The organism is Xenorhabdus sp. KK7.4 (assembly GCF_963876465.1).
Taxonomy (GTDB): Bacteria; Pseudomonadota; Gammaproteobacteria; order Enterobacterales; family Enterobacteriaceae; genus Xenorhabdus; species Xenorhabdus stockiae.
The window spans coordinates 92,236-118,806 of sequence record NZ_CAWNQF010000063.1 but is presented as its reverse complement, the minus strand read 5'-3'; the positions used below and the strand labels follow the sequence as shown (position 1 = coordinate 118,806).

General features: G+C 38.6%; 15 protein-coding genes. 9 read left to right on the top strand and 6 right to left on the bottom strand.

Annotated elements, in window-relative coordinates; translation table 11 throughout:
• Window positions 1-315 precede the first annotated feature (315 nt).
• Both AACS90_RS06470 and AACS90_RS06465 read right to left on the bottom strand, forming a co-directional pair.
• Window positions 316-750: an META domain-containing protein gene (locus tag AACS90_RS06470; protein ID WP_099122190.1), complete on the bottom strand. Its 435-nt coding sequence runs from the start codon at window positions 748-750 to the stop codon at window positions 316-318.
• A 23-nt stretch (window positions 751-773) separates the two neighbouring features.
• Window positions 774-1,769, bottom strand: a complete 996-nt coding sequence (locus tag AACS90_RS06465; RefSeq protein ID WP_099122189.1) for a 2-hydroxyacid dehydrogenase — start codon at window positions 1,767-1,769, stop codon at window positions 774-776.
• A 311-nt stretch (window positions 1,770-2,080) separates the two neighbouring features.
• Here AACS90_RS06465 and AACS90_RS06460 point away from each other — a divergent pair, with 311 nt between their 5' ends.
• From AACS90_RS06460 to AACS90_RS06435, 6 genes are all read left to right on the top strand, one after another.
• Window positions 2,081-4,750: a YdbH family protein gene (locus tag AACS90_RS06460; RefSeq protein WP_099122188.1), complete on the top strand. Its 2,670-nt coding sequence runs from the start codon at window positions 2,081-2,083 to the stop codon at window positions 4,748-4,750.
• A gap of 192 nt (window positions 4,751-4,942) precedes the next feature.
• Window positions 4,943-8,983: an inverse autotransporter beta domain-containing protein gene (locus AACS90_RS06455; protein ID WP_099122187.1), complete on the top strand. Its 4,041-nt coding sequence runs from the start codon at window positions 4,943-4,945 to the stop codon at window positions 8,981-8,983.
• A gap of 179 nt (window positions 8,984-9,162) precedes the next feature.
• Window positions 9,163-11,070 carry a hypothetical protein gene (locus AACS90_RS06450; RefSeq protein WP_099122186.1) on the top strand — a complete coding sequence of 636 codons (1,908 nt, stop codon included), beginning with the start codon at window positions 9,163-9,165 and terminating at the stop codon, window positions 11,068-11,070.
• Between the two features lie 86 nt (window positions 11,071-11,156).
• Window positions 11,157-12,659, top strand: coding sequence for a hypothetical protein (locus tag AACS90_RS06445; protein ID WP_153043668.1), 1,503 nt, complete (start codon window positions 11,157-11,159; stop codon window positions 12,657-12,659).
• Window positions 12,660-12,682: 23 nt separating this feature from the next.
• Window positions 12,683-14,041 carry a hypothetical protein gene (locus tag AACS90_RS06440; RefSeq protein ID WP_099122184.1) on the top strand — a complete coding sequence of 453 codons (1,359 nt, stop codon included), beginning with the start codon at window positions 12,683-12,685 and terminating at the stop codon, window positions 14,039-14,041.
• A 10-nt stretch (window positions 14,042-14,051) separates the two neighbouring features.
• Window positions 14,052-15,641: an Ig-like domain-containing protein gene (locus tag AACS90_RS06435; RefSeq protein WP_099122183.1), complete on the top strand. Its 1,590-nt coding sequence runs from the start codon at window positions 14,052-14,054 to the stop codon at window positions 15,639-15,641.
• Window positions 15,642-15,717: 76 nt separating this feature from the next.
• Here AACS90_RS06435 and thrS read toward each other — a convergent pair whose 3' ends face one another.
• Window positions 15,718-16,902, bottom strand: coding sequence for a threonine--tRNA ligase (gene thrS / locus AACS90_RS06430; protein WP_099122182.1), 1,185 nt, complete (start codon window positions 16,900-16,902; stop codon window positions 15,718-15,720).
• Between the two features lie 394 nt (window positions 16,903-17,296).
• Here thrS and AACS90_RS06425 point away from each other — a divergent pair, with 394 nt between their 5' ends.
• Together AACS90_RS06425 and AACS90_RS06420 are read left to right on the top strand one after the other, a co-directional pair.
• Window positions 17,297-17,476, top strand: a complete 180-nt coding sequence (locus tag AACS90_RS06425) for a YnbE family lipoprotein (protein WP_228863208.1) — start codon at window positions 17,297-17,299, stop codon at window positions 17,474-17,476.
• Between the two features lie 11 nt (window positions 17,477-17,487).
• Window positions 17,488-17,808, top strand: coding sequence for a YdbL family protein (locus tag AACS90_RS06420; protein ID WP_099122180.1), 321 nt, complete (start codon window positions 17,488-17,490; stop codon window positions 17,806-17,808).
• Between the two features lie 45 nt (window positions 17,809-17,853).
• Here the strand turns inward: AACS90_RS06420 and AACS90_RS06415 are convergent, their stop codons facing one another.
• Window positions 17,854-18,492, bottom strand: a complete 639-nt coding sequence (locus tag AACS90_RS06415) for an FMN-dependent NADH-azoreductase (protein ID WP_099122179.1) — start codon at window positions 18,490-18,492, stop codon at window positions 17,854-17,856.
• A gap of 357 nt (window positions 18,493-18,849) precedes the next feature.
• Here AACS90_RS06415 and hrpA point away from each other — a divergent pair, with 357 nt between their 5' ends.
• Window positions 18,850-22,755 (top strand): ATP-dependent RNA helicase HrpA, encoded by a 3,906-nt coding sequence (hrpA, locus tag AACS90_RS06410; protein WP_099122178.1) that lies wholly within the window; start codon window positions 18,850-18,852, stop codon window positions 22,753-22,755.
• A 169-nt stretch (window positions 22,756-22,924) separates the two neighbouring features.
• Here hrpA and AACS90_RS06405 read toward each other — a convergent pair whose 3' ends face one another.
• A complete protein-coding gene (locus AACS90_RS06405) occupies window positions 22,925-23,947 on the bottom strand; it encodes a fimbrial protein (protein ID WP_193757212.1) in 1,023 nt (340 codons plus the stop codon).
• A gap of 50 nt (window positions 23,948-23,997) precedes the next feature.
• Complete coding sequence (locus AACS90_RS06400; protein WP_241538254.1) at window positions 23,998-26,544, bottom strand: fimbria/pilus outer membrane usher protein; 2,547 nt, start codon at window positions 26,542-26,544, stop codon at window positions 23,998-24,000.
• Window positions 26,545-26,571: the final 27 nt, after the last annotated feature.

Sequence of the window (26,571 nt, the reverse complement as noted above, 5' to 3'; positions counted from 1 at the left end):
TCACTAGAATGCAAATGTCAGATTGCGATGCGCCTGTTAGGGCGCGGCAGGTAAGAGAGCCTTATAGGCGCATATGAAAAACCCCCGGCTATGCCGGGGGATACTTATTTTTTTAACTGTAATTCTTCGTCTTTCAAGTTGCCTCTTTGTTGGCTGCACCGGTTACCGTTTTATAAACATGCGGTTATCTATGCTTCCGGGAATGAATAAGAGGCCAGTCTTTGACTGGAAAAAAATACGTTTCCTTTTTTCTTCGACGTATCTTGAAATCTATAATATCGATGACAAAGAATAAAATAACTTTAGCTTATCGCATTATTGAGCAGGCTTTCTCAAAGTATAAACCAGCTTGTTTCTGTTATTTTTCAGTGTTAATTGCCTGTTTTGTAAACTCACTGTTGCACCGTGGGTCAGGATATCAATAATAACCCGATCCCATTTGTTGAGCTTATCATTAACACAGAATATGTCGGATTTAGTCAAATTGTTGACGATTAAAACATTATCCTTTAATTCACCTACCCCCATAAAGTTGTTACACATTGTTCCGGAAACAAACATGTTTTTACCAAATGTGATGGACAGCTTTGTATCTTCTTTATTGGATACATTCTCACCATTAACGCTGACTAACGCAAATTTATGGTGCTGCAAATCTTTGGCAGTTACATTTCCTGTGGCACTTACCCCTGTGGATTGACATGCTGTAAGTAACAAGGTGGCGACCGCTAACGGAATCGCTCTGTTCATTTTATCTCCTGATGTTTATTACTTCATCCAACGAGATTCGGGCAGGGTTCACCAGAAGTTAATTGTTGGATACTTTGTAACGTTGTTTCACTGATACTGGTTAATGCTTCTTCTGTCAAAAATGCCTGATGGCCTGTGAATAAGACATTATGGCAGGAGGATAAACGGCGAAAGATATCATCTTGAATAACGTCATTTGATTTATCTTCAAAAAATAAATCGCGTTCGTTCTCATATACATCCATACCTAATGCGCCAATTTTCTGTTGTTTCAATGCGTTGATTGCAGCAACAGAATCAATCAATGCGCCCCGGCTGGTGTTGATGATCATTACACCATCTTTCATTTTACTGAACGCAATTTCATCCAGTAAGTGATGGTTTTCCGGAGTCATTGGACAATGTAGTGAGATCACATCAGATTCGGCATACAGAGTATCCAAATCCACATATTTCACACCAAGTTCTAATGCTTCCTTATTTGGGTAAGGGTCATGTGCTAATAAGTGCATACCGAAACCTTTCAGTATTTTTAAGGTAGCAAGGCCAATTTTCCCGGTACCGATAATACCTGCGGTACGGTTATACATGTTGAACCCAGTCAGGCCTTCAAGGGAGAAGTTGGCATCGCGGGTACGCTGATAAGCACGATGGATACGTCTGTTCAGGCATAGCATTAACCCGACTGTATGTTCAGCAACGGATTCCGGTGAATAGGCCGGTACGCGAACAACCTGAATGCCGAGTTCTTTAGCTGCATCTAAATCAACATTATTAAAACCGGCACAACGTAATGCCAGAATTTTGATGTTCATTTCTGCCAGTTCTTGCAGGACTTCACGTCCGCCATCATCATTGACGAAAATACAGACAGCATCAGCTCCAACAGCATTTTTAGCGGTTTGCGGGCTAAGGGGAAAATCAAAGAACTCGATATGATAATCAAGGCCAAATTTTTGGTTGAGTAATTCAAAATGTTTACGATCGTATTGCTTTGTACTGTAAACGGCAACTTTCATAACTTTATCTCCGGTACTTTATTGACTGTGTGGTGCTTAATTTCATTCGAGCTACTTATTGAGCTTTCCAGTTCATAGAGTATACCTGTTGTTTTTCAAGCCTCCTCCTTGATGACTAAGCAAATTTGTTCTCTTGCCACTACTATCTGGCTTGAAATACATTAGGCATATAGTTTTTGGGCTATGTTTTCGTCCTTGCCATGGTGATGCAACTTGAAATTCATCGGTATAATAAATCGACTCATAGTTTTCCATGAGATTATCATAACAGGAAGTTATATTCAGACTGAAAAAGAAGAGTTCGACAATAAATGATCAGGATATTAAAAGCGTTCGCAGTCATGGTAATACTACTGGTGTTATTAGTGTTGACAGGATGGTTCACTCTTTCTCACTGGTTACCATTGGTTGCCAGCCATTGGTTACCACAGGGAATGAAGCTTTCTTTGACTCAGCCCAAATGGACAAATAACAGATTACAGTTTGATAGCCTAACCGTGCAGGTACAAAAATGTGAACTCATAAAGTTATCTGGTTTATCTGCCGGATATTTGCCAAAGCAGCGGGTAGAAGGCAAGTATTGGAATATTCATATTGCTAATGTTTATAGCCAGAGTGAATGCTTGCCACAAATACCGATAACGCAAAAGCAGCCAGCTTCCGTATCCGTTGATGAGATCTTATCTTCCATTCCTGCAATTAAATTAGTTATTGACCACGTTGCTCTTTCTCCGTGGCAGGAATTTGCCGGAAAGCTTCAGTTTGATTCATCTTCTCACCAGCAAACGCTCTCTTATCAGGGGAGTCAGTTAAAATTATCGGCTGATATTACAGATAAAAAATACCTGAACGTTCACCAATTTTTTGCAAAATTACCCCACCAGACTATTAGCCTGAATGGTGGTTTTTCATTGCCATTGGATATCAACAAGTTGCCGGAACAGGGCAGAATAACGGGGCAGTTGTCTGTCGGGCAGTTTCCTGAGCCTTTGTTGATGTTACTGGAATGGAAAGAGCAGAATGGAAAATTCACTATCACTAAGGAACCCAGCCAATTAGACAAAAACAACAAGAGTAAGCCGCAGATATGGGCTGAATTACCGTGGTCGTTCAATCAGTCTCAATTTGTTATCCAGCACGGTAAATGGCAATGGTTGGGAGCAGGGCAGCCATTATCCGGGGGAGTGAATTTTACTCTCGGAGACTGGAAGAAAGGCTTTAATGGTAGCCAGATAAGCGGAAAAGTGAATCTGATCACACAGGGTGAATTTGGCAAGGGCAATGTGGTTCTTTCCATGCAACCGACAAAGGTAAGCATAACAAATACACATATTCCTCTCCAACTGACAGGGCAAATGAATAGCGGGCAAATGATCATGACAATGTCATTGCCGACAGTCATAACAGGCTCATTAGCTGATCCGAAGATAACATTCAAACCGGGATCTCTGTTCCGTGTCTGGGGAAAAGTCAGCGAAAATTTTACTATCAAAGAAGCCAGATTACCTTTGGCTGGAACCTACCTGACCCGTCATGGTTTTACGGGCCGTTTACAGGCAATAGTAACTGCAAAAGAGAGCTATTGGGGAACTTTCAGGCTCCATTTTGATGGAATGGCCGAAAATTTTATTCCCGATCATGGAAACTGGAACTGGCGGTATTGGGGGAACGGTGATTTACCGCCGTTGCAGGCTAAATGGGATATATCGGGTAAAGGAAACTGGAATCAGTCACAGATAGCGATAAGTGAACTCAATACAGGGTTTGATACTATTAATTATGGCCTTGTAAAAATGAAAGCTCCACGTTTGCAGCTGATAAAACCGTTGATATGGGATCGTTCTATAACCCAGCCAGAATTAGCGGGAGAACTGCAACTTTCTGCCTTGCGAACTGATTTTCGTTCCGGTGGCTTTTTACCGCCAGTTAATTTCAGGGCAATAGTAACCGGTCAGTCACCTGATAATTTTATGTTAAATGGTAAATTGCAGGCTAAGGGAATAGGGCCGATTCCAGTTTATGGTCGTTGGGATGGCGTCAGGCTAAGAGGAGAGGCGCGTTGGCCAAGGCAGTCATTGCTGGCATTCCAGACTCTCATCCCTGCTGATCTGGGGATTACCGTGCGTAGCGGCAATATCTATGCGCAGGCAGCATTTTCTGCCGCAAAAGGGCAAGGTTTACGTGCTGGTGGGCACTGGGTAGTCAAAAATGCAGGAATCTGGCTGAAAGATGGAAGTATTGACGGGCTGGATTTTGTATTACCGTGGCGTTTACAGGAACAGACCTGGCAATTAGGCGTTACATCGCCTGTTCAGTTACGGGTTAAAACAATCAATAGCCTATTCGAGATGAATAATGTTTCTGCCGATTTGCAGGGTTTTTATCCCCCGACTGAGATTCAGCCACTAACATTATCCAATGTGAATATTGATATGCTGGATGGTGGTCTCAAATTAGATAAATTACAGCTCCCACAAAAACAGCCTGCGGTACTGAGTTTTAATCAGCTGAATGTGAGTAAATTATTTTATGTATTGAAAGTGAAGCAACTTGCCATGTCAGGAAAAATCAGTGGTGAATTACCGCTGTTATTAAATGATAAACAGTGGCTTATTAAGCAGGGCTGGATCGCTAACGATGGCGGCCTGACATTAAGACTTGATAAAGATACGGTTGATTCAATAGGAAAAAATGATTTAACGGCTGGTTTAGCAATGGATTGGCTACGTTATTTGGAAATCAACCATTCCAAAGCAAATGTAACACTGGATAATTTGGGTATTTTGGTCATGCACTCAGAGATAAACGGTGTTAATCCCGTCGTGGATAAAAAGCGTGAAGTCAGGCTGAGCTACCGGCATGAAGAGAATATTTTTCAGCTATGGCGCAGTCTGCGATTTGGCAGCAGTTTGGAGGAATGGTTAGAGAAAAATATTGCTTTTTCAGATCGAGACCATTCACTTGATATACTCGAGCAATAAGGCAGTTTACTTAATTAATTTTAGGAAAAAGCAGAATGACATGCTGATTATGTGATAGATATTCTTACGTTAAATGATGCTAATTTAAATTTTCTTACTAATATTAATTAATGGTAATACGTGGATGTTATTAACGATTAAGTGAAAGTCTCAACTGATAAGTTGGTATAAAAATTTCTGAGGTGTTTATACATGCAATCATACGCAAGTAAGATCATCGTTTTTTTTGTGCTATTTTATACGTTACTTATGCCTTCTACGCTCAGTAATGCATCTGTGGAAGAGAGCATAAAACATGAGGAGTTTTATACTCATGCACAAAAAAATAATGACACCTTAGAAACTGATATACCAAATTTACTTTTTAATAATATTCAAACAGTAAATCATGTTTTATCTTCTTCTTATTCAGAGCTTACCGAACAAGCAGAGTACTTTGCTTTGGGTAAACTTAACAGTACCGTATCTTCTAAAGCTCAAAAATGGTTATCACAATTTGGTGCGGTCAAAATTAACTTTGGATTAGACCGAGAATGGAGACTAAAGAATAACTCTATTGATATCTTACTGCCAATTTATGATAACAAAGTTGATTGGTTTCTTTTTTCTCAGTTGGGTTATCGTAATAAAGATAGTAGAAATACGGTTAATCTAGGTTTAGGTGGCCGCTATTTTGATAATGACTGGATGTATGGATTAAATACTTTTTATGATCATGATGTTACTGGGAGAAATCAACGACTCGGACTGGGAGGGGAGATTTGGAGTGATTATACTAAATTTTCCGCTAACGTTTATCATCGTTTAAGTGATTGGCAAGAATCTAGGAACTTTGAAGATTATTATGAGCGCCCTGCCACGGGTTATGATGTCAATAGTGAATTTTTCTTGTCAGCTTACCCTAATTTGGGAATGAAGCTGACCTATGAGCAATATTTTGGGGATAATGTCACTTTATTTAACAGCGAGACGAAACAGAAAAATCCCAGTCAAGCTAAGTTAGGCCTGACGTATACTCCGATCCCACTGGTTACTATCGGTGTTGATTATCGACAGGGTGAGAAAGGTCATACTGAAACCCAGTTTCTGGCAAACCTAAATTATAAATTTGGGATTCCGCTGGATACTCAATTATCACCCGATAATGTTGCCTCAATGCGGACATTAATGGGTAGCCGTTACGATTTGGTAGAAAGAAACAATAATATTATTTTAGATCATAAAAAAAGAGAACAGGATGAATTTTTAAAAATAGATACCATTATTGGATATGGTCAGCAAGAGATACCTATTAATGCACCTATCCGATCTCATGCGAATATTAAACACATTGGCTGGTTCGTGACAGATAAAGAATTTAAAAATAACAAAGGAAAGCTTTCTTCTGATTCAGGAAAGAGTATTGTCGTCACGTTGCCCACTTATCAGGAAACGCATAAAAGTGATTATATGCTTGATATCGTATTTACAGATAATCAGAACAGAAAGAAAGTTATTCAAGTACCTATAAGGGTTTTGAAATTTTTAGTGGATGGAAAAGTAAATATTATTCCTCCTGAATCTCCAGAAACGACAGATAGTGCAAAAAATGGCTATACATTTAGTAATCCTATTATTACTTATCAAGGTTTACCTGCTGGAGAATTTGTCAAGAATGCGACAATTGATAAGGTGACTTGGAGCACGGATCCAGCCTTAGGTAATGAATCTGGTTTACGTTTTGAATGGAATAATAAACAGGCAAAAACGAATGAAAATGGCGAGCTTACAATATTAACAGATGAAAAAGAGCAATTAATACCTAATATCTTATTCAGCGAAAAGCCACATGACAAAGTTGAAGTCTACATACAATTGGATGGAGCAACAAAGCAACCAATAGGTTCTGTAAGTTTTAGCCCATATCATATTCGTGATGGTCTGACAGTAAATCCTGAAAGTCCTTTAATTGTCGGTGATGAAAAATTTTATACATTCAGTGCTACAGTTGTTGATCGTCAGGGTAACCCGCTAATTAAGCAGTCGATTAAAGATGTAATATGGAAAGCAATCGATGATAAAGGGCAATCAGTTAAGTTAACCACAGAAGCAGATAGCACAAATGATTCTGGAGAATTAATTGCTACATTAGATAGCTCGAAACCACTGAGTGGTGTAAAAGTTTCACTGTCTATTAAAAACCAGGCTACCGTTACCGCTGATCCGGTATCAATTAAGTCTGAAAAGGATAACCATATAAGTGGTGATCTGACAGTAAGTCCCAAAGGTCCTTTAATTGTCGGTGATGGGCAATTTTATACTTTCAGCGCTACGGTTGTTGATCGTCAGGGTAACCCGCGAATTAAGCAGTCGATTGATGACGTAGTCTGGAAAGCAATCGATGATAAAGGGCAATCAGTTGAGTTAACCACACAAGCAACGGATACAAACGACTCTGGAGAGTTAATTGCTACATTAGATAGCTCGAAACCACTTAGTGGTGTAAAGGTTTCACTGTCTATTAAAAATCAGGCTGCCGTTACCGCTGATCCGGTATCAATTAAGTCTGAAAAGGATAATATTGATGTCGTATGCGAAGCGACTAGTGGTGAAAGGCCGGTATTAGTTAGCGAAACCTATACCTGTAAGGCAACAGTGAGCGATGAGAATAGTAAAGGAGTGGCAGGAAAAATAGTAAATTGGTCAGTTAAAGGTAGTTCTAATCTTCGATTTACACACTCCCAGTCAGAAACCGATAGAAATGGAATAGCAAAGACAACATTAACCAGTTCCACAGAGGTTTCTAATACTGATGTTGCCATCATTGCTTCGGTTGCTCATCATGGGCAAGGAGAATCAAAGGGATCTATTAATTTTATCTGGCCGGAAATTTCTATAGAATCTTCACCTGTTAAGGGCAGACAGGATCAATACTCTCTTACAGCAACCGTCTGGCGTGAAAAAGATAATACCGTATATAAAGGGCAGGGAATTAAATTTTTTTGGACTAAGCCACAACTTAAAGATGGTAGCGATGCACCATCTTATGTCGAGCTATCTACTCGACAGGGAACCCCATTACCGAGTATCCCACAACAAGTAAATCCCAATAGCGGTACCCTGACAGCAGAAATTACTAGCCATGAGGCTGTGCAGGTGAAAGCGTGTATGAATATTGAAGGCAGAAATCCTCCTTCGCCGACATGCTCAGCTATGATGAATATAGTTCCGCCAGAATACGAAATTGCTAGTGTTGAATTAATTGGTTCCAAAAAAATATTGATGGGTAATGGCCAGGAAGAATTTCATTACAAGGCAAAGATCATTAATAAAAATGATAAGAAAAAAATCATTTCTTATCAAGTTATCCAAGGTGTACAGTGGATGCACGATCATGAAAAAATTCCAAAAGAAAGATTCCCTCAACCGGAAGCTTATTCGCCTACCAACAAGGATAAATTTACAACAGATCAGGATGGATATTTGTATGGCAGGCTAAAAAGTTTGGTTGGTGTTAAAAACGTGAAGGTGTCACTAAAAATATCTGATGCTCCACAGGTAGAAACAAATAACGAAGTGGAGTTCACACCTATGGCTCTACCTGCGGTATTGTATGTTTATGATAAATATACAGATGAAAACAAGTATTTTGATAATAAAGATGACAAACGTCATCCAAATAATATTTTTAGTTCTTTGAGAGGGGAATTAAGAAAATCTGAAAGCTCTGGCACCTTTAATAAAGATGGAAATAAAATCACTTACGGTATATCTGATGTTAATTCACCTATCTTTGGCACAAATATGTTATCATTTGGTACTGGAAGTGGGCCTATAGAATTTATTGCCCCAGGTTCAGCCACAATAACAGTTAAAATAACAAAACAAACAGGAGAAATTCAACTCTATGAATACAAAATGTCTGCCATTAAAATGCTGGAACTGCCTGCTGATGGATATAAAAATGTAACTGGCGATATCCATTGTAACACTGGCTCAGTTGCTAATAAAATACCTAAGCTGTTTTTAGATAAGGACGTCTCTGATTCTGCTAACATTTATAGTTTGTATAATGAATTTGGTAATTTATATAATTGGGGTGTTTTTAGGGATATTACGAAAATAGAGGGAGATACGATTGTAGTAGAGAGTAGCGATCCTTCTACTAATGGTGAGTTTAGAATTTATGATTTTGACAAAAACACCTTTGATAATAAGTCAAAGGGGATTGTTTTATGCTATATACAGGTATAATATTCCACATAACATAACATAAAATTTACCAATGAAAAAAAGTTATCATTAGATAACTTTTTTTCATTGGTTTTTGGGTTGTTATACCTTTAATGTGGATTGAGTTAGATGTTAGTGGTTTACATTAAAGAATGTATTTTCCCTTCATGATTATTCATTAAAAATGAGGTAATTAAACAATGGCTGCAAATAACACGCTAATAATTTCAGGAATAAAAAGTAGTGACTTAATTATAGGGCAGCATATAACCTTTATTGTAACACTAAGTTCAAGTGAAAATATTGTAATTAAAAAAAAAGTAACAATCAAGGAAGGTCATAGTGAAAATATAAAATTCGACCATGATTCTGTTGATCTTAGTTACGAGCCGGGCAACCATACAGCAACTGCAACGTTCGGATTTAAAATTCTTCCGAACGCAATAAATAATCCAAACATTTCATTTGAAGTAGATACTAATGCTACTGCTGGTGGAGTTAATTTTCACTCTAAATCATTTTCAGATAAAGCGAAAACAGCTATAGTTGATATAAAAAAACCAATGGATATTTCAATTAATAAGAATGCTGATTTAGTGATAGGCCAGCATGTTAGTTTTACTGTGACATTAAGTTCAGATAAACCTATTAGTTTGGCGGCAAATATAACTATCAGTAATAAAACTCCCAATATACAATTTGATCAACCTTCTGCTAATCTTGGCTACGATTCTACATTTAAACATGCTAGTGCAAAGTTAGGGTTTACAGTACTTGAGGGTACAACCGATAATTCAGAAATTAAATTTAATGTAGATACTACGGCAACGTCTGGTGGAGTTGCTTTTTCATCTGTACTATTTCAAGGTACAGCTAATGAAATTGATAAAAACTCATTATCACTTTCTATTCTAAATCCGTTTTTAAAAACAGTGTTGCCAGAGACAGGTCCGGTATCAGAAACAAATAATTCCACGCCGATAACTGCAACTTTGAAAAGTATATCTGGGAAATTACTGACTTATACACCTGTATTTATTACATCAACTGTTTTACATAAAATGAACGATTTTAAGTTTAAGCAAGCTGATAAACAAACTGATATTACTCCTGAAAAAATAGGACACAATGAAGGCTTAATATTGACTTCAGATAAAAAAGGAGAAGTTAAGTTTTATCTCTATCCTAAACTGTCAGAAATAGAGATTCTTACTCTCAGGACTATTATTTTAAATGATGTAGCTGATGTTCCAGCCAAACAAATAATTTATGTTGTCAATTATAAGGATCCGGGCTATATGGATTCTATAGGCTATCCAACTATCGACGGATTTACTATAGGGAATTTATCTTCACCGGGAATGAAAGATTTTTCCACAACGGTAAGTAGTTACGATCAGAAAGATATTACTGACAGAATATTATTTTTTGTTAATGGTGATTATACAGGTCACTCCGTGTCCGCTGAGCAGATAAATAATCCTATTTACCTTCCTTATTCTATTTTTAAAGAAAATGAATCTTCTCAATTTTCTTATATTGCGGTTAAAACTGGTGGAGACGTATTATATTCTGAAGTATTAACATTAAATTATATAGGCGGCACTCCTTATGAGCCAGATCCAGGCGTTAAAAGAAAATTTAATCCTTGTATAGTTCATACCAGCCTTGGTGTTGGACCAGATAATATTTTACAACCAGGCCTGGGTAACTATATTAATTATGGCGCCATAATGAAATATCCTGGATATACACACCGTGGAATATTTATTGAGATTGCAAGATCTGATTCTAAATTTATTAATCTGCCAGAAGGCACAAAAGCTGTTCCATTAGATATATCAGATATTACTCTGACAATGTATATTAATTCAGATGGAAACAGCTTTCAAAAACCGTATGCTCAACAAATTAAGCTGGCTGACATTGGTGGTCCTGAACCTGATAATAAAAATTCTATCTTTTTTCATGTTCCCTATGATGATATAGTTAATATACACGGGAATGGCTATGTATATTTTGATTATCAGTTTTATCAAGGTGATAAATTAGAATATGGTGCCATATGGAATTCGAGCATTGAAACAATTCCAGTTCCTGGTGAGTAAAGTAGTCATTAAAAATATTAGAAATGAGCGCTGATTATAACAGCGCTCTTAAATATCATATTTATAATAAAAAGGAAAATAAAAATATGACTGGAAAAATGGGATTTTCTTTACCTGAAACGGGTGATTTAATAATAGGGCAAAGTTTTTTATTTACAGTAACCCTGTCATCTAATGAAAATATAGATGATAATTCTACAATTTCATTTTATGAAAATGAAAATATTACTGTTCCACTCGATAATATTCCTCTGGTCGTAGATATTAATAAAAAAAAGGCTACCGCAACGGTCACTCTAACTGTATCCAATACACTATTGGAAAATGAAGAAATTTCTTTCCGAGTTAAAACATCGTTAAATGGTTTTCAATCCAATATATTACAATATACCGCAAAAAAAATCGACCCTGATTCATTGAGACTAAATGTTGATAATAGTTTCTTAGCTATTCCGACATCATTTAATGTTTCTCAAGTCGGTTCTATATTAACTAAAATTCATACAGTTATAAGAGATGAAGGTGGCGGAGTATTGTCAGGAGTACCTGTATTTATAAAATCTAACATTATTAATCAGTTGGAAGAAGTTGATATTTATCATAAGGATAAAGTAACAAAAATAGACATTAATGAATTTATTAATTATCAGGGGTTTTTCGTAAACTCAGATGAGAAAGGAGTATTGGAGTTTTATATTTTTCCGAAAAAATCTCTATCGCTAGTTATTCAATTGTCTTCTATCATACCAAACTCAACTGACTTTAAATTTGCGAAAGAACCTATATTTATAATTGTTGATAATGTTAAAATTTACCGGCAACCCCTAATAGTTGTTACGGCCATTGGCGATAATTTAACGTCAAATGGAGAAAGTAAATTTTGGGTAGATATATCCCCGTGTGATGATTATGAACTTGGCGATTTTTTGTTGTTTTTTGTTAATGATGAATATAAATACTATTCTAGGATACTTAATATAAATCAACATGACCCATGTTTAATGGAGTTACCCTATTTTATTTTAAATAAAGATGAGCTATCAAAATTATCCTATTTATTAATTAAATCAAGTGGAAATGTAATAGCTAAATCCAGCCATGCAGATGTTACTTATAGAGGAAGACCAAATAAACCGTGGACAGATATTCACAGAATGTACGAGCCTTGTCAGGTTTATTCTAGCTTTGATGAAATAATAAAGCAGGGGGGAGCTATAATTAACAAAAATACATCTGGTCATGCCAAAAATCCAGATGATGCAGGTTTGTTTGTCAGAATTATAGGCACTAATGATAATAGCGATGGTTCTAAGGTTAAATTGGGTTCAAAAGTTTTTTTAACTTTATATATTAATTCAAGCACCAGAACGGTAAAACATGTTTTTACAGATAATATGCCCTATCAACCAGATAAAAGAGGTGGTAAAACAGCAACATTAAAATTTAATATACCTTATGCATTCTTAAAAAATAACCTGGCATTTCCATATAGTGATGGAGAGATTTTCTTTGATTATCAAATTGGTCATGATGATGATAGCGATGTGACTTATGGCGGGATTTGGTCAGGTTATATTGTTATATTTTGAAATAATCTTCATAGAGGTGGATTATGAACAATAAAGATACTTTATCACCACCCGAATTTCCTCAAAAAAATTCAGATGGAATAATTAATGTTCCTGAAATTATAGCAATGCATACTAATTATGTCATGATGACAGTGAATAAATATCAAGGCGTAGAGGTATTAGATAAAATAGATGGAGAAATTTACTTAAAAAATAACACTAAGGTCAAAGTGAAAAGTATTACCCATAATATAACACCAGGAGAGCCAGAACGTGATTTTTATATTTTATTGTTTGATGTAAATAAAATAGATATATCTGGATTATATGAAGCTAAGTATACAGTAACAAATTTACATACCCAACATCTTTACTCTAAAACAGCGAGTGTAAAAATTATAGGGGGTGGCCATATGGCTTCATCTGATAATGAAGTTTTTTTCCTTGATGCTAAAAAATCAAAGTTGTATTTACGTGATATTAATCTAGAAGGAGGAGTAAGAGTTCGGGCTAAATTTAAAGGTTTAGTTAATTATGATTCTATAATTATTTCTGCTAGATTTTTGGGAGATTTTGGTGAACAAGTGAAGGAGCTAAATTCTGGCAAACTCACATTATTTAACGATGATATAAAAAATGGTTATGTGGATTACACATTCAAGATAGATGGAATTAATTTTTTGGAAGTTAAATCTGTTATTGCTAAATTTGCTGACACTGGTAAGGGTATAGAGTCTGATTATACGAGTGTTTTTATTTTTAATGATTTAGATTCTGTGAATATTAAAGTGCAAACAACCAAAAATATTGGTTCTATTGATAGTGAACATGCAGATATAAAACCTTTTTTAACAGCAGTTATATATACGGATTCAAATAGTAAGCCCATTCACGCACGATTAACGAATGCTTATTTTGGTGATGGCGATGGTGAAAATAACACTATGTTAGATAATATAAATGATAAAGGGGTCGGCTATCTTCATATCTATAGTGATGATATCTCTAAAAATAGTGTGCTAAGTCTTAATTATGAAGATCCTGTTATTGCATATAAAGTTCCTTTGGATTTTTCAACTTGGATGCTATCTTCAGCTGAGGCGCTAACTTACACCTATAGCTCTTATGGTGTTGCTGATGGCATATGCCAGTGTTTTCTTCTTATTAAGATATCATCAAATAAAATCACTGACATTATAGTGGAATTCGAGAGTGCGGATATTAAAATTAATGGTGGTGGTAATATTTCGGAAATATCTAATCCTGATAAAAATAAGGTATTAGTCTATAAGCTGACATCATCTAAAGCAGTGCGGAGTAGTTTTACTATTAATGTCAAGGGTATTTCTATAGAACAAATTTATAAAACTATGGTTTTTGTCGACCCCCTTACACTTTGAGTAAAATAATATGAAAATTTCAATTAATTTTTTTCCATCAATTAAACTTTTCCAAGGAAGGCCTGCGATTAAAATTAAAATCCTGGCTTATGAATCATCAATAGCAATGCCTGAATTAAACTTAATTTTTGAATGCACACTAGGTAGTTTTGTGGTTAACGGTCAGGACACAGGTCAAAAAAAATTACTTGGTTGTACAGATGGCTCTGGGGAAACCTCTGTTTTTATAGTGGGCCCAGATATAGGCGGTGATGGAAAATTAACAGTCTCTTTTCAAGAGAATAGTAACCCGATTGGTCATCAACCTTACCACTTTGAAGCTACAGCACACTATGCGCTTAATTTTAATGTCATTAGTGATTATGCAATGGCTGATGGTATACAGAGTAATAAGGTTCAGGCTATTCTGACAGGAACCGGTCCAGTGGTTCACCTCGATAATCGAAAATTAAACTTAAGTATTACTGGAGCTGCGTCATTTGAACAGAATAAAATTACTCAGGATACTTCTATAGAAACGGATTCAAAAGGAAATGCAAACTTTGAACTTTATGACACAAATGCAGCAGGTGAAACAGTCACTCTTACTGGTGTAATGGATGGCAGTAAAGCAGAACCAACAATTATAAACATCAATTTTCAAGCTAATCTGGATTGTGAGGCTTCACCTCCCAGTGATGGACAATACATTAGAACGATCTTTGTTTATGCCATTGGTGCTCATACGTATCTTTTTCGTCAGCGTCAATGTGATCACTTAGTGACTGTACACAAGCTGCTTGCAGGTGGATTACAGGGAGAGCAAGTTTCTACTGGCCAGAAGTGGGTTAATTTTTATGATTTATTATTTCCTTTTACCCTCGGAGACGAACAATATGTTTTTGGGTTAGCTAATGACTTTATTAACCCATCCCAAAATGACTATAAATCCTATTGGATAATTGCAAAGCTGGATGAAAAAGGGCATAAAATAATTGTAGATCATGGCCATTGGGATTGTATTTATGATGTAGGATTTGCATATAGATCTGGTAAAGACCAATTTATTTATCTTCACAGTAAAGATATTAATGATAATGGTCAATATCCTTATATTATACAAAAAATTCTTCCTGATGGGAAAATGGCACGAACTCCAACAGAGGAAAAAAGCTGGGATTGTTTCTATGGAGCTACATTCTTTTTTTCAATGGAAGATAAGGAATATATATATATACACACAAAAGACCCTAGCCTGAAGGCTTTTGCTTATGAATTGAATAAAGATGGGACAGTAGGTGAGCAAAGCATGTCTAATACTTGGGAATATTATTATTATCCAGAATTTGCGTATTATATTGGTGGCACACATTATTACGCAGGACAAAGATTTTATGATAACTATTGGTTTATCAGTTATATAAAGAGTGGAGGAGTACCTGAAGCTCAAATTGAAGGTGAAAATAAATGGGACTCGGGTTACCAATATATGGTGCCATTTTCTATTGACGGAAACCAATATTTTTTGAGACAAAATCAGAGTGAAAACCACTGGTATATTACACAGCTTATTGTTGGAACTAATATGGGAGATGATACTGACAATAGCGACAATCATTAATATGATTGATTTAGTTAACACTGATAATTTTAAAAAAGTTGGTCATTGATTTAAAAATGGCCAACTTTTCAAGTTATCACGCTTTCCTGTAAACCATTAACTGCTCAACCAGCTGCTCTTTCCCCACACTAGAGATAACTTTCCCCCGACGCAGAGCAACCTGATTTGTTTTCATTTCCTGCTCTCCGACAATCAGAATATTGGGGATCTTCAACTGATGAAATCGCCTGATTTTATGAGCAACAGAGCTATTACTATGATCAGCTAATACAGGCAAATCCGCAGAGTTGAGTGAATAAACCAGTGCGTTAGCATAATCAATAGCTGCTTCACTCACTGTTGCGATTGCAACCGGTAATGGATGTACCCACTCTGGCAGGGCGCCCTGAGTGCTTTCCAGTAACACACCGATCCAGCGCTCTATTGAGCCATATATGACCTGATGTAAAATCACCGGGCGTTCTTTCTCGCCGGACGAATTTGTATAAGCAATATCAAAGCGTTCCGGGAGGTTAAAATCCAGCTGTATTGTTCCGCACTGCCACTCACGCCCTATATTATCCTTAAGAGCAAGTTCGATTTTGGGACCATAAAATGCGCCTTCACCGATTTGTATTTCGAAATCAACAGATTGTTCCTGGCATACATCAATTAATATTTGTTCAGCTTTCTGCCATAAAAGTTTATCGCCGAGAGCAGACTCTGGCCGAGTAGAAATTCTGACCAAAAGTTGATGATAACCATACTGGCTGTACACAAGCTTAGCTCTATTCAGAAAATTAATTACCTCTACCTGAATTTGTGACCACGCACAAAAGACATGGGCATCGTCCTGAGTAAATTGGCGCAATCTCAGGCAGCCATTCAAAGCGCCAGAGGGTTCATTACGATGGACTAAACCAAATTCGAACAGTTTTATGGGGAGTTCTTTGTAACTATGTACACCACGTTTAAACAGTAAAATATGCGCCGGGCAGGACATTGGTTTTAAAGCATAATCCGACATGCAGTCCTGACCACCGCCGAAAAACATATCTTCTTCGTACATAGCAAGATGACCGGAAGTTTGCCATAACTCTTTTTTCAAAAACTGAGGTGTACGGACTTCCTGAAAGCCATGCTGTTGGTAAATTTTCCGCATATGCTGTTGAATATTCTGAAATAGCCGCCAGCCGTTCGGATGCCAGAAAATCATTCCCGGCCCTTGGGGTTCTGAATGAAACAAATCAAGTTGTTGTGCAATCTCACGATGAGTTTTCATAGCTTCTCCTGTTATGAAACTCTGAGCGAAACGCATAAGGCAGGTATGAAAAAACCCTCTGGCGAGTCGCTCAGAGGGTTTTTTAAAATTCTGTCGAGACTACCCCCCGAACAACCTAGTGGTTTCGGTGGTGGTAGTTTGTTGAGCTGGCATGGCCAGAATGAAGATTGATTTAATTTTCATAATGTTTAAGTTTTTAGCAATCTGCATGGAAAAAAGCAAGTGGAAATTATAGGTAAAAAGTTCTATATCCAATGAATTCCGAATTCCCTAAGAGATTACTGTGTTTTAATACTTTGCTCTGTACCGTAGAATTATCGCTGAACTGGAATAGTTTGGTGTTTTTAACCGGGAGTAATAATAAATGATAACAAAGCGTGGGTTCAGATTAACGATGGTCATTGGTGGCATGGCGTTAATCTGCGTAGGTTTGGTTGGGTGTATCAGGCTGGAAGTTGCAACACCGGATAAGCCCATCAATATTAATATGAATGTGAAAATTGAGCATGAAATTCATATTAAAGTCGATCGGCAGATTGAAGATATGCTCAAAAATAACTCTGACTTATTCTAAGGAGTGAGAATATGAAAAAAACAGGAGTGATACTTTGGTTAAGCTTGCTGTTTAGCTCTTTTGCAATGAGTATGACGCTGGATGAAGCAAAACAACAAGGTCTGGTAGGTGAAACATTCAGCGGATATCTGGCTCCAGTCAGGAATACTGAGGATGCACTTTCCGTAGTTAAGCAAATCAATAGTGAACGGGAAAAAAGGTATGCGGAGATTGCGGTGCAAAATAATATAACTACCGATCAAGTGGCGAGAATAGCGGGTGAAAAGCTGGTTAGTCGTGCAGGAGAAGGGGAATATGTACGCGGTATTAATGGTAACTGGTTGAAGAAATAAAGCGTGCCATTTTTAGGCTGGCACGCACCGTTAGTAACAACAGAATCAGGCTGCGATTTCTTCAGATTGTTCCTGCTTTATTTTTTCTATAATTTCAATTATTGCATTGTGAGAGTTTTGATGTGCCTGATGTGCCAGTTCTTCGCCTAACGCAATCCCTTCTGCAAAGACGAATTTAACATCAGTAATACCAATAAACTCCAAGAAAATCTGTAAGTGCGGAGTGATCAAATCTTTTGGTGTTTGCTGATAAATTCCACCACGGGTGGTTAGCACAATAACACGTTTTCCTTTCAACAAGCCTTCTGGGCCTGATTCAGTATAGCGGAAAGTAATACCAGCACGAGCAATCAAATCAAAGTAGTTTTTTAATTGGGTAGGAATAGAGAAATTGTACATTGGTGCTGTGATTACAATAACATCATGAGCCTTTAATTCGGCGATCAATTCATCAGATAGTGCCATCGCCGTTTTTTGACGCTCTGTCAGTTCCGCACCACTTGGACGTATAGCACCTAATAGTTCCCCATCCAGCACCGGAACTGGTTCTTCAGCTAAATTACGGATGGTGATGTGACTATCTGCATGGCTGGTGGACCATTGCTCAATAAAATTATCCGCCATTTTATTGCTTTGTGAATTTTGCGCCATAATGCTGGATTTCAGAACCAGTAAGTTACTCATTTTTAATTCCTTAATTTGTTACTGTAACTAATACATTGTCAACGGTTTCTATAGGTCAGGCATTTTAATGGGATAGTCATTCAGTAAATAGCGCAATATTTCGAGGTTTGTATTCAAAATTATTGAACATCAGTTTGAGTCATCGGTTTTAACCTGAAAGATGAGGGAAATAAATGCGTTTATATGCAGTACATTGAAATACTCAAGATATGTTACACTTCTGATAGCCCAGTATTAAAACCCTATCCTATAACTCAATTTACTAGAATGCCTTGATAGTAAAGGAAATTTTGACAATAAAGTGCGTTTCAGAAAAACGGCACTACTCAATTAAGAACGTCACAAGGATTTATCACAGTGGAATTACCTTTAACAGCGACGATTGCTGAATTATACGCTGAACTTGAGTACACGCCGTTGCGTGACCAGTTCCGTTTAAGAAAACGTTTGCAGGGAGCTGCAAAAATAAAAAACCAGGCTTCTTTGCAGGCTGTAGCACAATCTATTGCTGCGGATATTACTACCGCAAAACAAAAAGTTATTAATCGTCAAACGGCATGCCCTACGATTAAATACCCTGAAAACCTGCCCGTTAGTCAGAAAAAAGATGATATCTATAAAGCTATCAGGGATAACCAGGTTGTTATTATTGCTGGTGAAACAGGCTCTGGTAAAACAACCCAGATCCCTAAAATATGTCTTGAACTTGGCAGGGGTGTTAAAGGGCTTATCGGACATACCCAACCCCGCCGTTTAGCGGCTCGTTCAGTGGCCAGCCGTATTGCCGATGAACTGGAAACATCGCTGGGTTCAGCCGTCGGTTATAAGGTTCGTTTTAATGATCAGGTGAGTGAGAATACACTGGTCAAATTAATGACTGACGGTATTTTGCTGGCGGAATTGCAGCAGGATAGATTGTTATTACAATACGATACACTGATTATCGATGAAGCCCATGAACGTAGCCTGAACATCGATTTTATTATGGGATATCTGCGTCAGTTATTGCCGAAGCGTCCCGATCTGAAAGTGATTATTACCTCGGCAACCATTGATCCTGAAAGGTTTTCCCGTCATTTCAGTAATGCGCCTATTATTGAAGTTTCAGGTCGTACTTATCCGGTGGAAGTTCGTTATCGGTCAATAGCAGGAGACGATAATGACAACGATAGGGATCAGTTAGAAGCTATCATTGATGCGGTAGAAGAATTAGGCCGCGAAAGTGCCGGTGATATTCTGGTATTTATGAGCGGAGAGCGTGAAATCCGTGATACCGCTGATGCCCTTAGTAAACAGAATTTTAAGCATACCGAAATTTTGCCTCTGTTTGCGCGTCTCTCCAATAACGAGCAAAACCGGATCTTCCAGTCGCACGTCGGGCGCCGGATTATTTTAGCCACTAACGTGGCTGAAACTTCATTGACTGTACCGGGCATTAAATATGTTATCGATACTGGCTATGCGCGTATCAGCCGATATAGTTATCGAACCAAAGTTCAGCGTTTGCCGATAGAGCCAATTTCTCAGGCATCAGCCAATCAACGAAAAGGTCGTTGTGGCCGTGTTTCTGACGGGATCTGTATTCGACTCTATTCTGAAGACGATTATTTATCCCGCCCTGAATTTACTGACCCTGAAATTCTGCGCACCAATCTGGCATCCGTTATTTTGCAGATGACTTCGATTGGATTGGGGGATGTCAGTGCGTTCCCGTTTGTTGAAGCGCCGGATAAACGTAACATTCAGGATGGTGTCCGACTATTGGAAGAGCTGGGTGCTATCGATACAGAGTCTTCAATCGATGGCACTTACCGGCTGACGCAAATGGGGCGGCAGTTGGCGCAGTTACCGATCGATCCCCGTTTGGCCCGTATGGTTCTGGAAGCCCGAACACATGGTTGTGTGCGTGAAGTCATGGTAATTACAGCGGCATTATCTATTCAGGATCCTCGGGAAAGGCCGCTGGAAAAACAGCAGGCTTCGGATGAAAAACATCGCCGTTTTGCTGATAAAGATTCGGATTTTATCGCTTTCCTGAAATTGTGGGATTTTCTGACAGAACAGCAAAAAGAACTATCCAGTTCTCAGTTCCGCAAACTTTGTCGTCAGGATTATCTGAATTATCTGCGTGTCAGAGAGTGGCAGGATGTATACACGCAATTGAGACAGGTAGTCAAAGAGATCGGTATTCCGGTTAACAGCCAGGAAGCGGATTACCGCAGTATTCATGTTGCGTTACTGACCGGGCTTTTATCCCATATCGGTCAGAAAGATGTCGAGAAGCAGGAATATACTGGTGCCCGTAACGCCCGTTTTTCCATCTTTCCAGGGTCGGGATTATTTAAAAAACCGCCTAAATGGGGAATGGTGGCGGAGCTGGTGGAAACCAGCCGCCTCTGGGGACGCATTGCCGCCCGCATTGAACCAGAATGGATAGAGCCTCTGGCATCGCATCTGATCAAGCGTCATTACAGTGAACCACACTGGCAAAAATCTCAGGGTGCGGTAATGGCATCAGAGAAAGTCACCTTATATGGATTGCCGATAGTGATGGGTCGTTTGGTCAATTACAGTCAGATTGACCCGATGCTGTGCCGCGAATTATTTATCCGCCATGCGCTGGTGGAAGGGGACTGGCAAACCCGCCATTCATTCTTCCGGGCTAATCTCAAATTACGTGAAGAAGTCGAAGAGCTGGAACACAAATCCCGCCGTCGGGATATTTTGGTGGATGATGAGACATTATTCAGCTTCTATGATCAGCGGATTGGCAAGGACGTAGTTTCATCCCGCCATTTTGACCGCTGGTGGAAAACAGTAAGCAAAGATCAACCGGAATTGCTCAATTTTGAAAAGAGCATGTTGATTAAAGGGGATGCTAATAAAGTCAGTGCGCTGGATTACCCCAATTACTGGTATCAGGATAATTTAAAATTTCGTTTAACTTACCAGTTTGAACCGGGGACAGATGCTGATGGAGTCACGGTGCATATTCCATTGCCAGTATTAAATCAGGTCAGAGATGAGGGATTTGACTGGCAAATACCGGGAATTCGTCATGAATTGGTCGTGGCATTAATTAAATCGTTACCGAAGCCGATCCGCCGTAATTTCGTACCGGCACCTAACTACGCAGAGGCATTTCTGGAGCGGGTAACTCAGCCACAGGCAACATTGCTGGAAAGTCTTGAAAAAGAATTTCGTCGCATGACAGGAGTGACATTGTCACGTGATGACTGGCAATTAGAGCAGGTTCCAGATCATTTGAAAATGACTTTCCGTGTTATTGGAGAGAAAAACAAAGCGCTGGCGGAAGGGAAAGATCTTTCGGCACTGAAGCTGAAACTGAAAGATAAAGTACAGGAAACACTTTCAGCCGTAGCGGATGATGGTATTGAACAAAGCGGGCTGCATATCTGGAGTTTTGGCGAATTACCTGAACGCTATGAGCAGAAACGAGGTGGCTATTCGGTTAAAGCATTCCCGGCGCTGGTGGATGAAAAAGACAGTATCGGTATTAAATTGTTTGAAACTGAATCTGAACAGCTTAATGCCATGTGGGAAGGAACGCGTCGGTTACTGTTGCTGAATATTCCATCACCGATTAAATACCTGCATGAAAAACTGCCGAATAAATCCAAGTTGGGGCTATATTTCAATCCATATGGAAAAGTTCTGGATTTGATTGATGATTGTATTTCCTGCGGTGTGGACAAATTAATTGCAGAAAATGGCGGCCCGGCATGGAATGAACAGGCATTTTCAGATTTGCAGGATAAAGTCCGGGCTGATTTGAATGATGCAGTGGTCGACATTGCCAAACAGGTCGAGCTGATCCTGACAACGGTATTCGCCATTAATAAGCGCCTGAAAGGGCGGGTAGATATTTCTCTGGCATTGGCACTATCTGATATCAAAGAGCAAATCTCCGGTCTGGTCTTTAGAGGCTTCGTCACCGCCCATGGTTGGAAACGTCTGGCAGATGTACTGCGTTACCTGAATGGTATTGAACGCCGGTTGGAAAAACTGGCAATTGATATAAACAGGGATAGGGCGCATATGAGCCGGATTGAATATATTCAGCAACAATGGCAGCAATGGTTGGCTAAGCTTTCTGTTCAGCAAAAACAGTTACCGGAAGTAAAAGAAATCCGCTGGATGATTGAAGAACTGCGTATCAGCCTGTTTGCTCAACAGCTGGGTACAGCCTATCCGATATCTGATAAGCGTATTGTGCAGGCGATGGAGAATATTGCTGTGTAGTAGTTTAGGGGCTGTAGAATTTTAATAATTAAGATCTACAGCCCCTGTATTTATTTTTGCCATTCTTGATCCTGATGAACACCAAATTCATTTATTCGCGAATGGGTATAAAAATGGTTGCATGCTAATTCATGCAACCATCTGAAAAGTAATAAAACAGTAATATTATTTACTGATAAGTCAGTGTAATCGTCGCTGTTGCATTGGCTTTACCCGGTGTTACCCGTGGTTCAGTCTGAATATAACGGGCTTGCATCGGAAGAGAAAAATGTCTTACCTCATTGCTGGGCTGAATGACAATTGTTTCACCCATTGATATTAATTTATTGAGAAACAGAATCTGTAAACCTACGCCTCTTGCTGTGGCGTTGCTACTATCACGATCTAATGCCCAAATATTATAGGAGCCATTGCTTGCTGGGCGTCCATCTAGTTTCATATTGGTTCGCGCATTGGTATCGCAATCCAGCTCTAAGTGAAAGTCTTTTTTCTGAGTAGTGCTATTAATACCGCGAAATTCACTTGTCCTGACTTTTCCCATATTAACGAGGGTTGTTTTATGTGTAAGGGAACAACTTGGGGTTGGAGTAATAATCTCAGTGTTATCTAAATAAAAAGTATGAATAAGCCAATTATTCCCTAATATTGCACTGGTCAGAACGCCACCTCCAATCCTTCCCGTGCCTGTATTTGGTGCAATTTTAACAAGCTGTACTGTCAGATAACCCCATGTGCGACCACAATAATAGGTATAACCCCTAGATTCCCCATAGGGTGGAGAACAGGTTGTTGGGTTATTTGATGTTCTAGGGAGCCAATCATGACCATATGGCTCATTTGGCCAATTATTAATACGGATGCCAATACCAGGCACACCAGAGTCATAAATTGCATCATAGTTATAGTGTATCCGGCGAAAACTCGGTGTACCCCATGATGTTGAAACTAGCCCGTTACAATAAGCGACATAGCCTGTGTTATATATCTGCTCGAGGGTAATTTCTTTAATAACTGTTCCCATAGGATAATCTTTTGGTAAAACTATGCTGGAACCAAAAGAAACCTGTGTTTCACCGGGAGTAAAATTATAATACCCGCAATCATAACCCCGATAATTGGCCTGACTGGCAAAACTGCTCATCGTGCCGACGATAAATATACTCGCCACTAATAATTTTAAGCCCTTAACCATAACTTCATTTCCATAATATGTAAAAATATCAAACATATGATCAATAGTTGTTATTCACAGGTGGCATCTAACATGTACAGGCCGGATTCTGGTATTGTTTCGGGGAGCTGATAATTAACCCGGCATTCCTGAGTATCTTTATAACCCCATTTCACCCATATCTGACCAGTTTCAGGAATACCACTCATATAGGCCTGCCCATCATTACTGACAATAGTGCTGCTGGGTTCATCTGACTCATTTTGTTGAACTAATGTGGCTGTTGCCCCAAATGGAACTTCTTTTCCTTTGTGAGAAAGATTCAGCAAAACGCGATAACCAATGCGTGTCTGGAAATCGGCCAGTGTCAGAGCACCTTGAGTAGGAACAATAGTTTGTGTGCTGATATCGATATCAACATTGTCTCCCATTGAATAGGTATCTAAAGAGATCCGATTTTTGCGATAGCTACTGGCATAAGGAACAATCGCATAACCTCTCCGGTCAGTTGCAATCCCAGTCTGATTCTGGACTTTAATGCCTTTAGCGCCATTGGCTCGGACTAGCACCAATGTATCTCCCAATGATTGAGAGAAAGTAATACCGTAGGGATGTGCGACGATTCCACCATTGAGGCTGTAATTTAACTGCTTGGATTGTCTGTTATAGTTATAACCAACGCCAACCTGACCATAAGCACCTTTATATTCTGTAGTGAGGTTTCCACCAATACCTGTGTTACGGTTATCGTAATTTTGCTGAATACTGTAAGCCAGATTGTTATCTTCCAGCGCTGTTCCACTTAAGCTGACCTGATGAGATGTTTCTCCTTTTTTATTATTAGTCAGGTTATAGCTGGCCCAGCTATTTTTTAGCCAGCGATCAAGAGGGATTTGTAGGCTGAACGAGATAATCTGATCTTTATGATTCGTTCCCGGCAAACTATTATAGGAGTAATTCAGTGTGTAATTGACAGAATTGTAACTGTTGCTGTAACCGGCACTGATATTCCTTTCATAGCCTTTCTGCGACCAGTAATCCTGCTGAAAAGCAGATAAATAAACACCGCCTAAATCACCCAAAGACTGGTTGATATGCATTTGCAGTTTACTGCGTTTGTTGGTGTTGTAGCGATTATTGCTGGTAATATCAAATTCATTAACTTCTTTGAAATCATAGAAATCGTGAGTCGAATAACGATAACCGGCTATCGTTAAACTGGTGCCAGTCAGGGTAAGATCTTTTGCATATTGAAACCGATATGATTGCCCGGAAGCACGAATATCTGAGGTTAATTCTGATTTAGCATGCGTCACATCAAAAGAAAATGAACCCCAATCATAGAGACTGTAACCGGTTCCTAAAGCAACGGACTGGTAATTTTTTGAGAAAATTGTTCCACCGTATAGCGTGACATTATTGGAAAGCCCGTAACTGGCTGTACCTTGTACGAAATAAGGTGTTTTACTGTGTTGAGCAGACGAACGGTATTTTCCGAATGCCAAAGAATGACGCAGACTCTTTTCCCGCAGCATCACAGGTACAGTCGAAAAAGGTTGCACAGAACGATGTTCTTTTCCGTCGGCTTCTTTAACGATAACTTCTAAATCGCCACTGGCAGTTGTTGGGTACAGGTCATTGATGATGAAAGGTCCGGGAGGAACATAGGTTTCGTAGATAATGTAACCATTTTGCTTAATTGTCACCTGAGCATTACTTTGTGCAATTCCCCGTATTGTTGGTGCGAAACCTCTCAGACTATCAGGCAGCATATTATCATCTGAAACCAGTTGCATACCGCGAAACTGAAAACCGTCAAAAATAGGTGAGGGGGTATAACTATCACCCAAAGTCAATTGGCTTTTCAGAGAATGAATATCACGTTGTAAATAAGTATTCAGGCTTCGCCATTTATTGTTCTGGCTACTGTAAGTCGCGTAATTTCGTAAACGCCAGGCATCCCAGTTTGCACCACTTCTGAGATTAAGAAAATTATGACTGTTTGAACCTGATTGACCATCCAGCCAATTTGTAGAACCACTATAACTATAATTAACTTGTAAGGAAGTTAACCCCTGCTGCCATAAATGAGGAGGCACATAATCTCTTACTTTGTTATGCAGAGCAGCTTGAGGAATGCTGATATCCAGACGCTGTTTGTTAAAATCGAAAGAAGATGATGCAGAATCAATATATTGACTAAGGTCTGTGATTTCCGTCTCTGGTGATAAAGCCGCTAAAGCCGGGAATAAATCGACATTGACTCCCATCTCTTTTAGCTGCTTTAGGGTAATTCTGGGAGATAACTTATTATTCACCAGAACAAACTCAACATTACCGGTATCTACTTTTTCCCTGTTGAGATAAGTATCGACCCAATAGCGTCCCGGCGGCTGTTGGTCATCCTGCATAAAAATTGACAAATCAATATCTTCGGGAAATCCGGAAAGTGTTTCCAGTGCATTGATATTGAAATAGTCTTCTCCGTAAACCTTATCGGAAAATAAAAGCCATATTGTTGCCAATATACATAAGAGTGCTTTTATTTGTTTGAAAAATAACACCAAATTATCAGAAATATTGTATTGAAGACAATGGCGGCTGTTATCCATAATCATTTTCTAGTCCTGATAGATTGTATGAAA

Excerpts from the sequence above, each read along its gene's own strand:
- AACS90_RS06470 (WP_099122190.1), bottom strand. The coding sequence starts at position 750 with ATGAACAGAGCGATTCCGTTAGCGGTCGCCACCTTGTTACTTACAGCA.
- AACS90_RS06465 (WP_099122189.1), bottom strand. The coding sequence starts at position 1,769 with ATGAAAGTTGCCGTTTACAGTACAAAGCAATACGATCGTAAACATTTT.
- AACS90_RS06460 (WP_099122188.1), top strand. The coding sequence starts at position 2,081 with ATGATCAGGATATTAAAAGCGTTCGCAGTCATGGTAATACTACTGGTG.
- AACS90_RS06455 (WP_099122187.1), top strand. The coding sequence starts at position 4,943 with ATGCAATCATACGCAAGTAAGATCATCGTTTTTTTTGTGCTATTTTAT.
- AACS90_RS06450 (WP_099122186.1), top strand. The coding sequence starts at position 9,163 with ATGGCTGCAAATAACACGCTAATAATTTCAGGAATAAAAAGTAGTGAC.
- AACS90_RS06445 (WP_153043668.1), top strand. The coding sequence starts at position 11,157 with ATGACTGGAAAAATGGGATTTTCTTTACCTGAAACGGGTGATTTAATA.
- AACS90_RS06440 (WP_099122184.1), top strand. The coding sequence starts at position 12,683 with ATGAACAATAAAGATACTTTATCACCACCCGAATTTCCTCAAAAAAAT.
- AACS90_RS06435 (WP_099122183.1), top strand. The coding sequence starts at position 14,052 with ATGAAAATTTCAATTAATTTTTTTCCATCAATTAAACTTTTCCAAGGA.
- thrS (WP_099122182.1), bottom strand. The coding sequence starts at position 16,902 with ATGAAAACTCATCGTGAGATTGCACAACAACTTGATTTGTTTCATTCA.
- AACS90_RS06425 (WP_228863208.1), top strand. The coding sequence starts at position 17,297 with ATGGTCATTGGTGGCATGGCGTTAATCTGCGTAGGTTTGGTTGGGTGT.
- AACS90_RS06420 (WP_099122180.1), top strand. The coding sequence starts at position 17,488 with ATGAAAAAAACAGGAGTGATACTTTGGTTAAGCTTGCTGTTTAGCTCT.
- AACS90_RS06415 (WP_099122179.1), bottom strand. The coding sequence starts at position 18,492 with ATGAGTAACTTACTGGTTCTGAAATCCAGCATTATGGCGCAAAATTCA.
- AACS90_RS06405 (WP_193757212.1), bottom strand. The coding sequence starts at position 23,947 with ATGGTTAAGGGCTTAAAATTATTAGTGGCGAGTATATTTATCGTCGGC.
- AACS90_RS06400 (WP_241538254.1), bottom strand. The coding sequence starts at position 26,544 with ATGATTATGGATAACAGCCGCCATTGTCTTCAATACAATATTTCTGAT.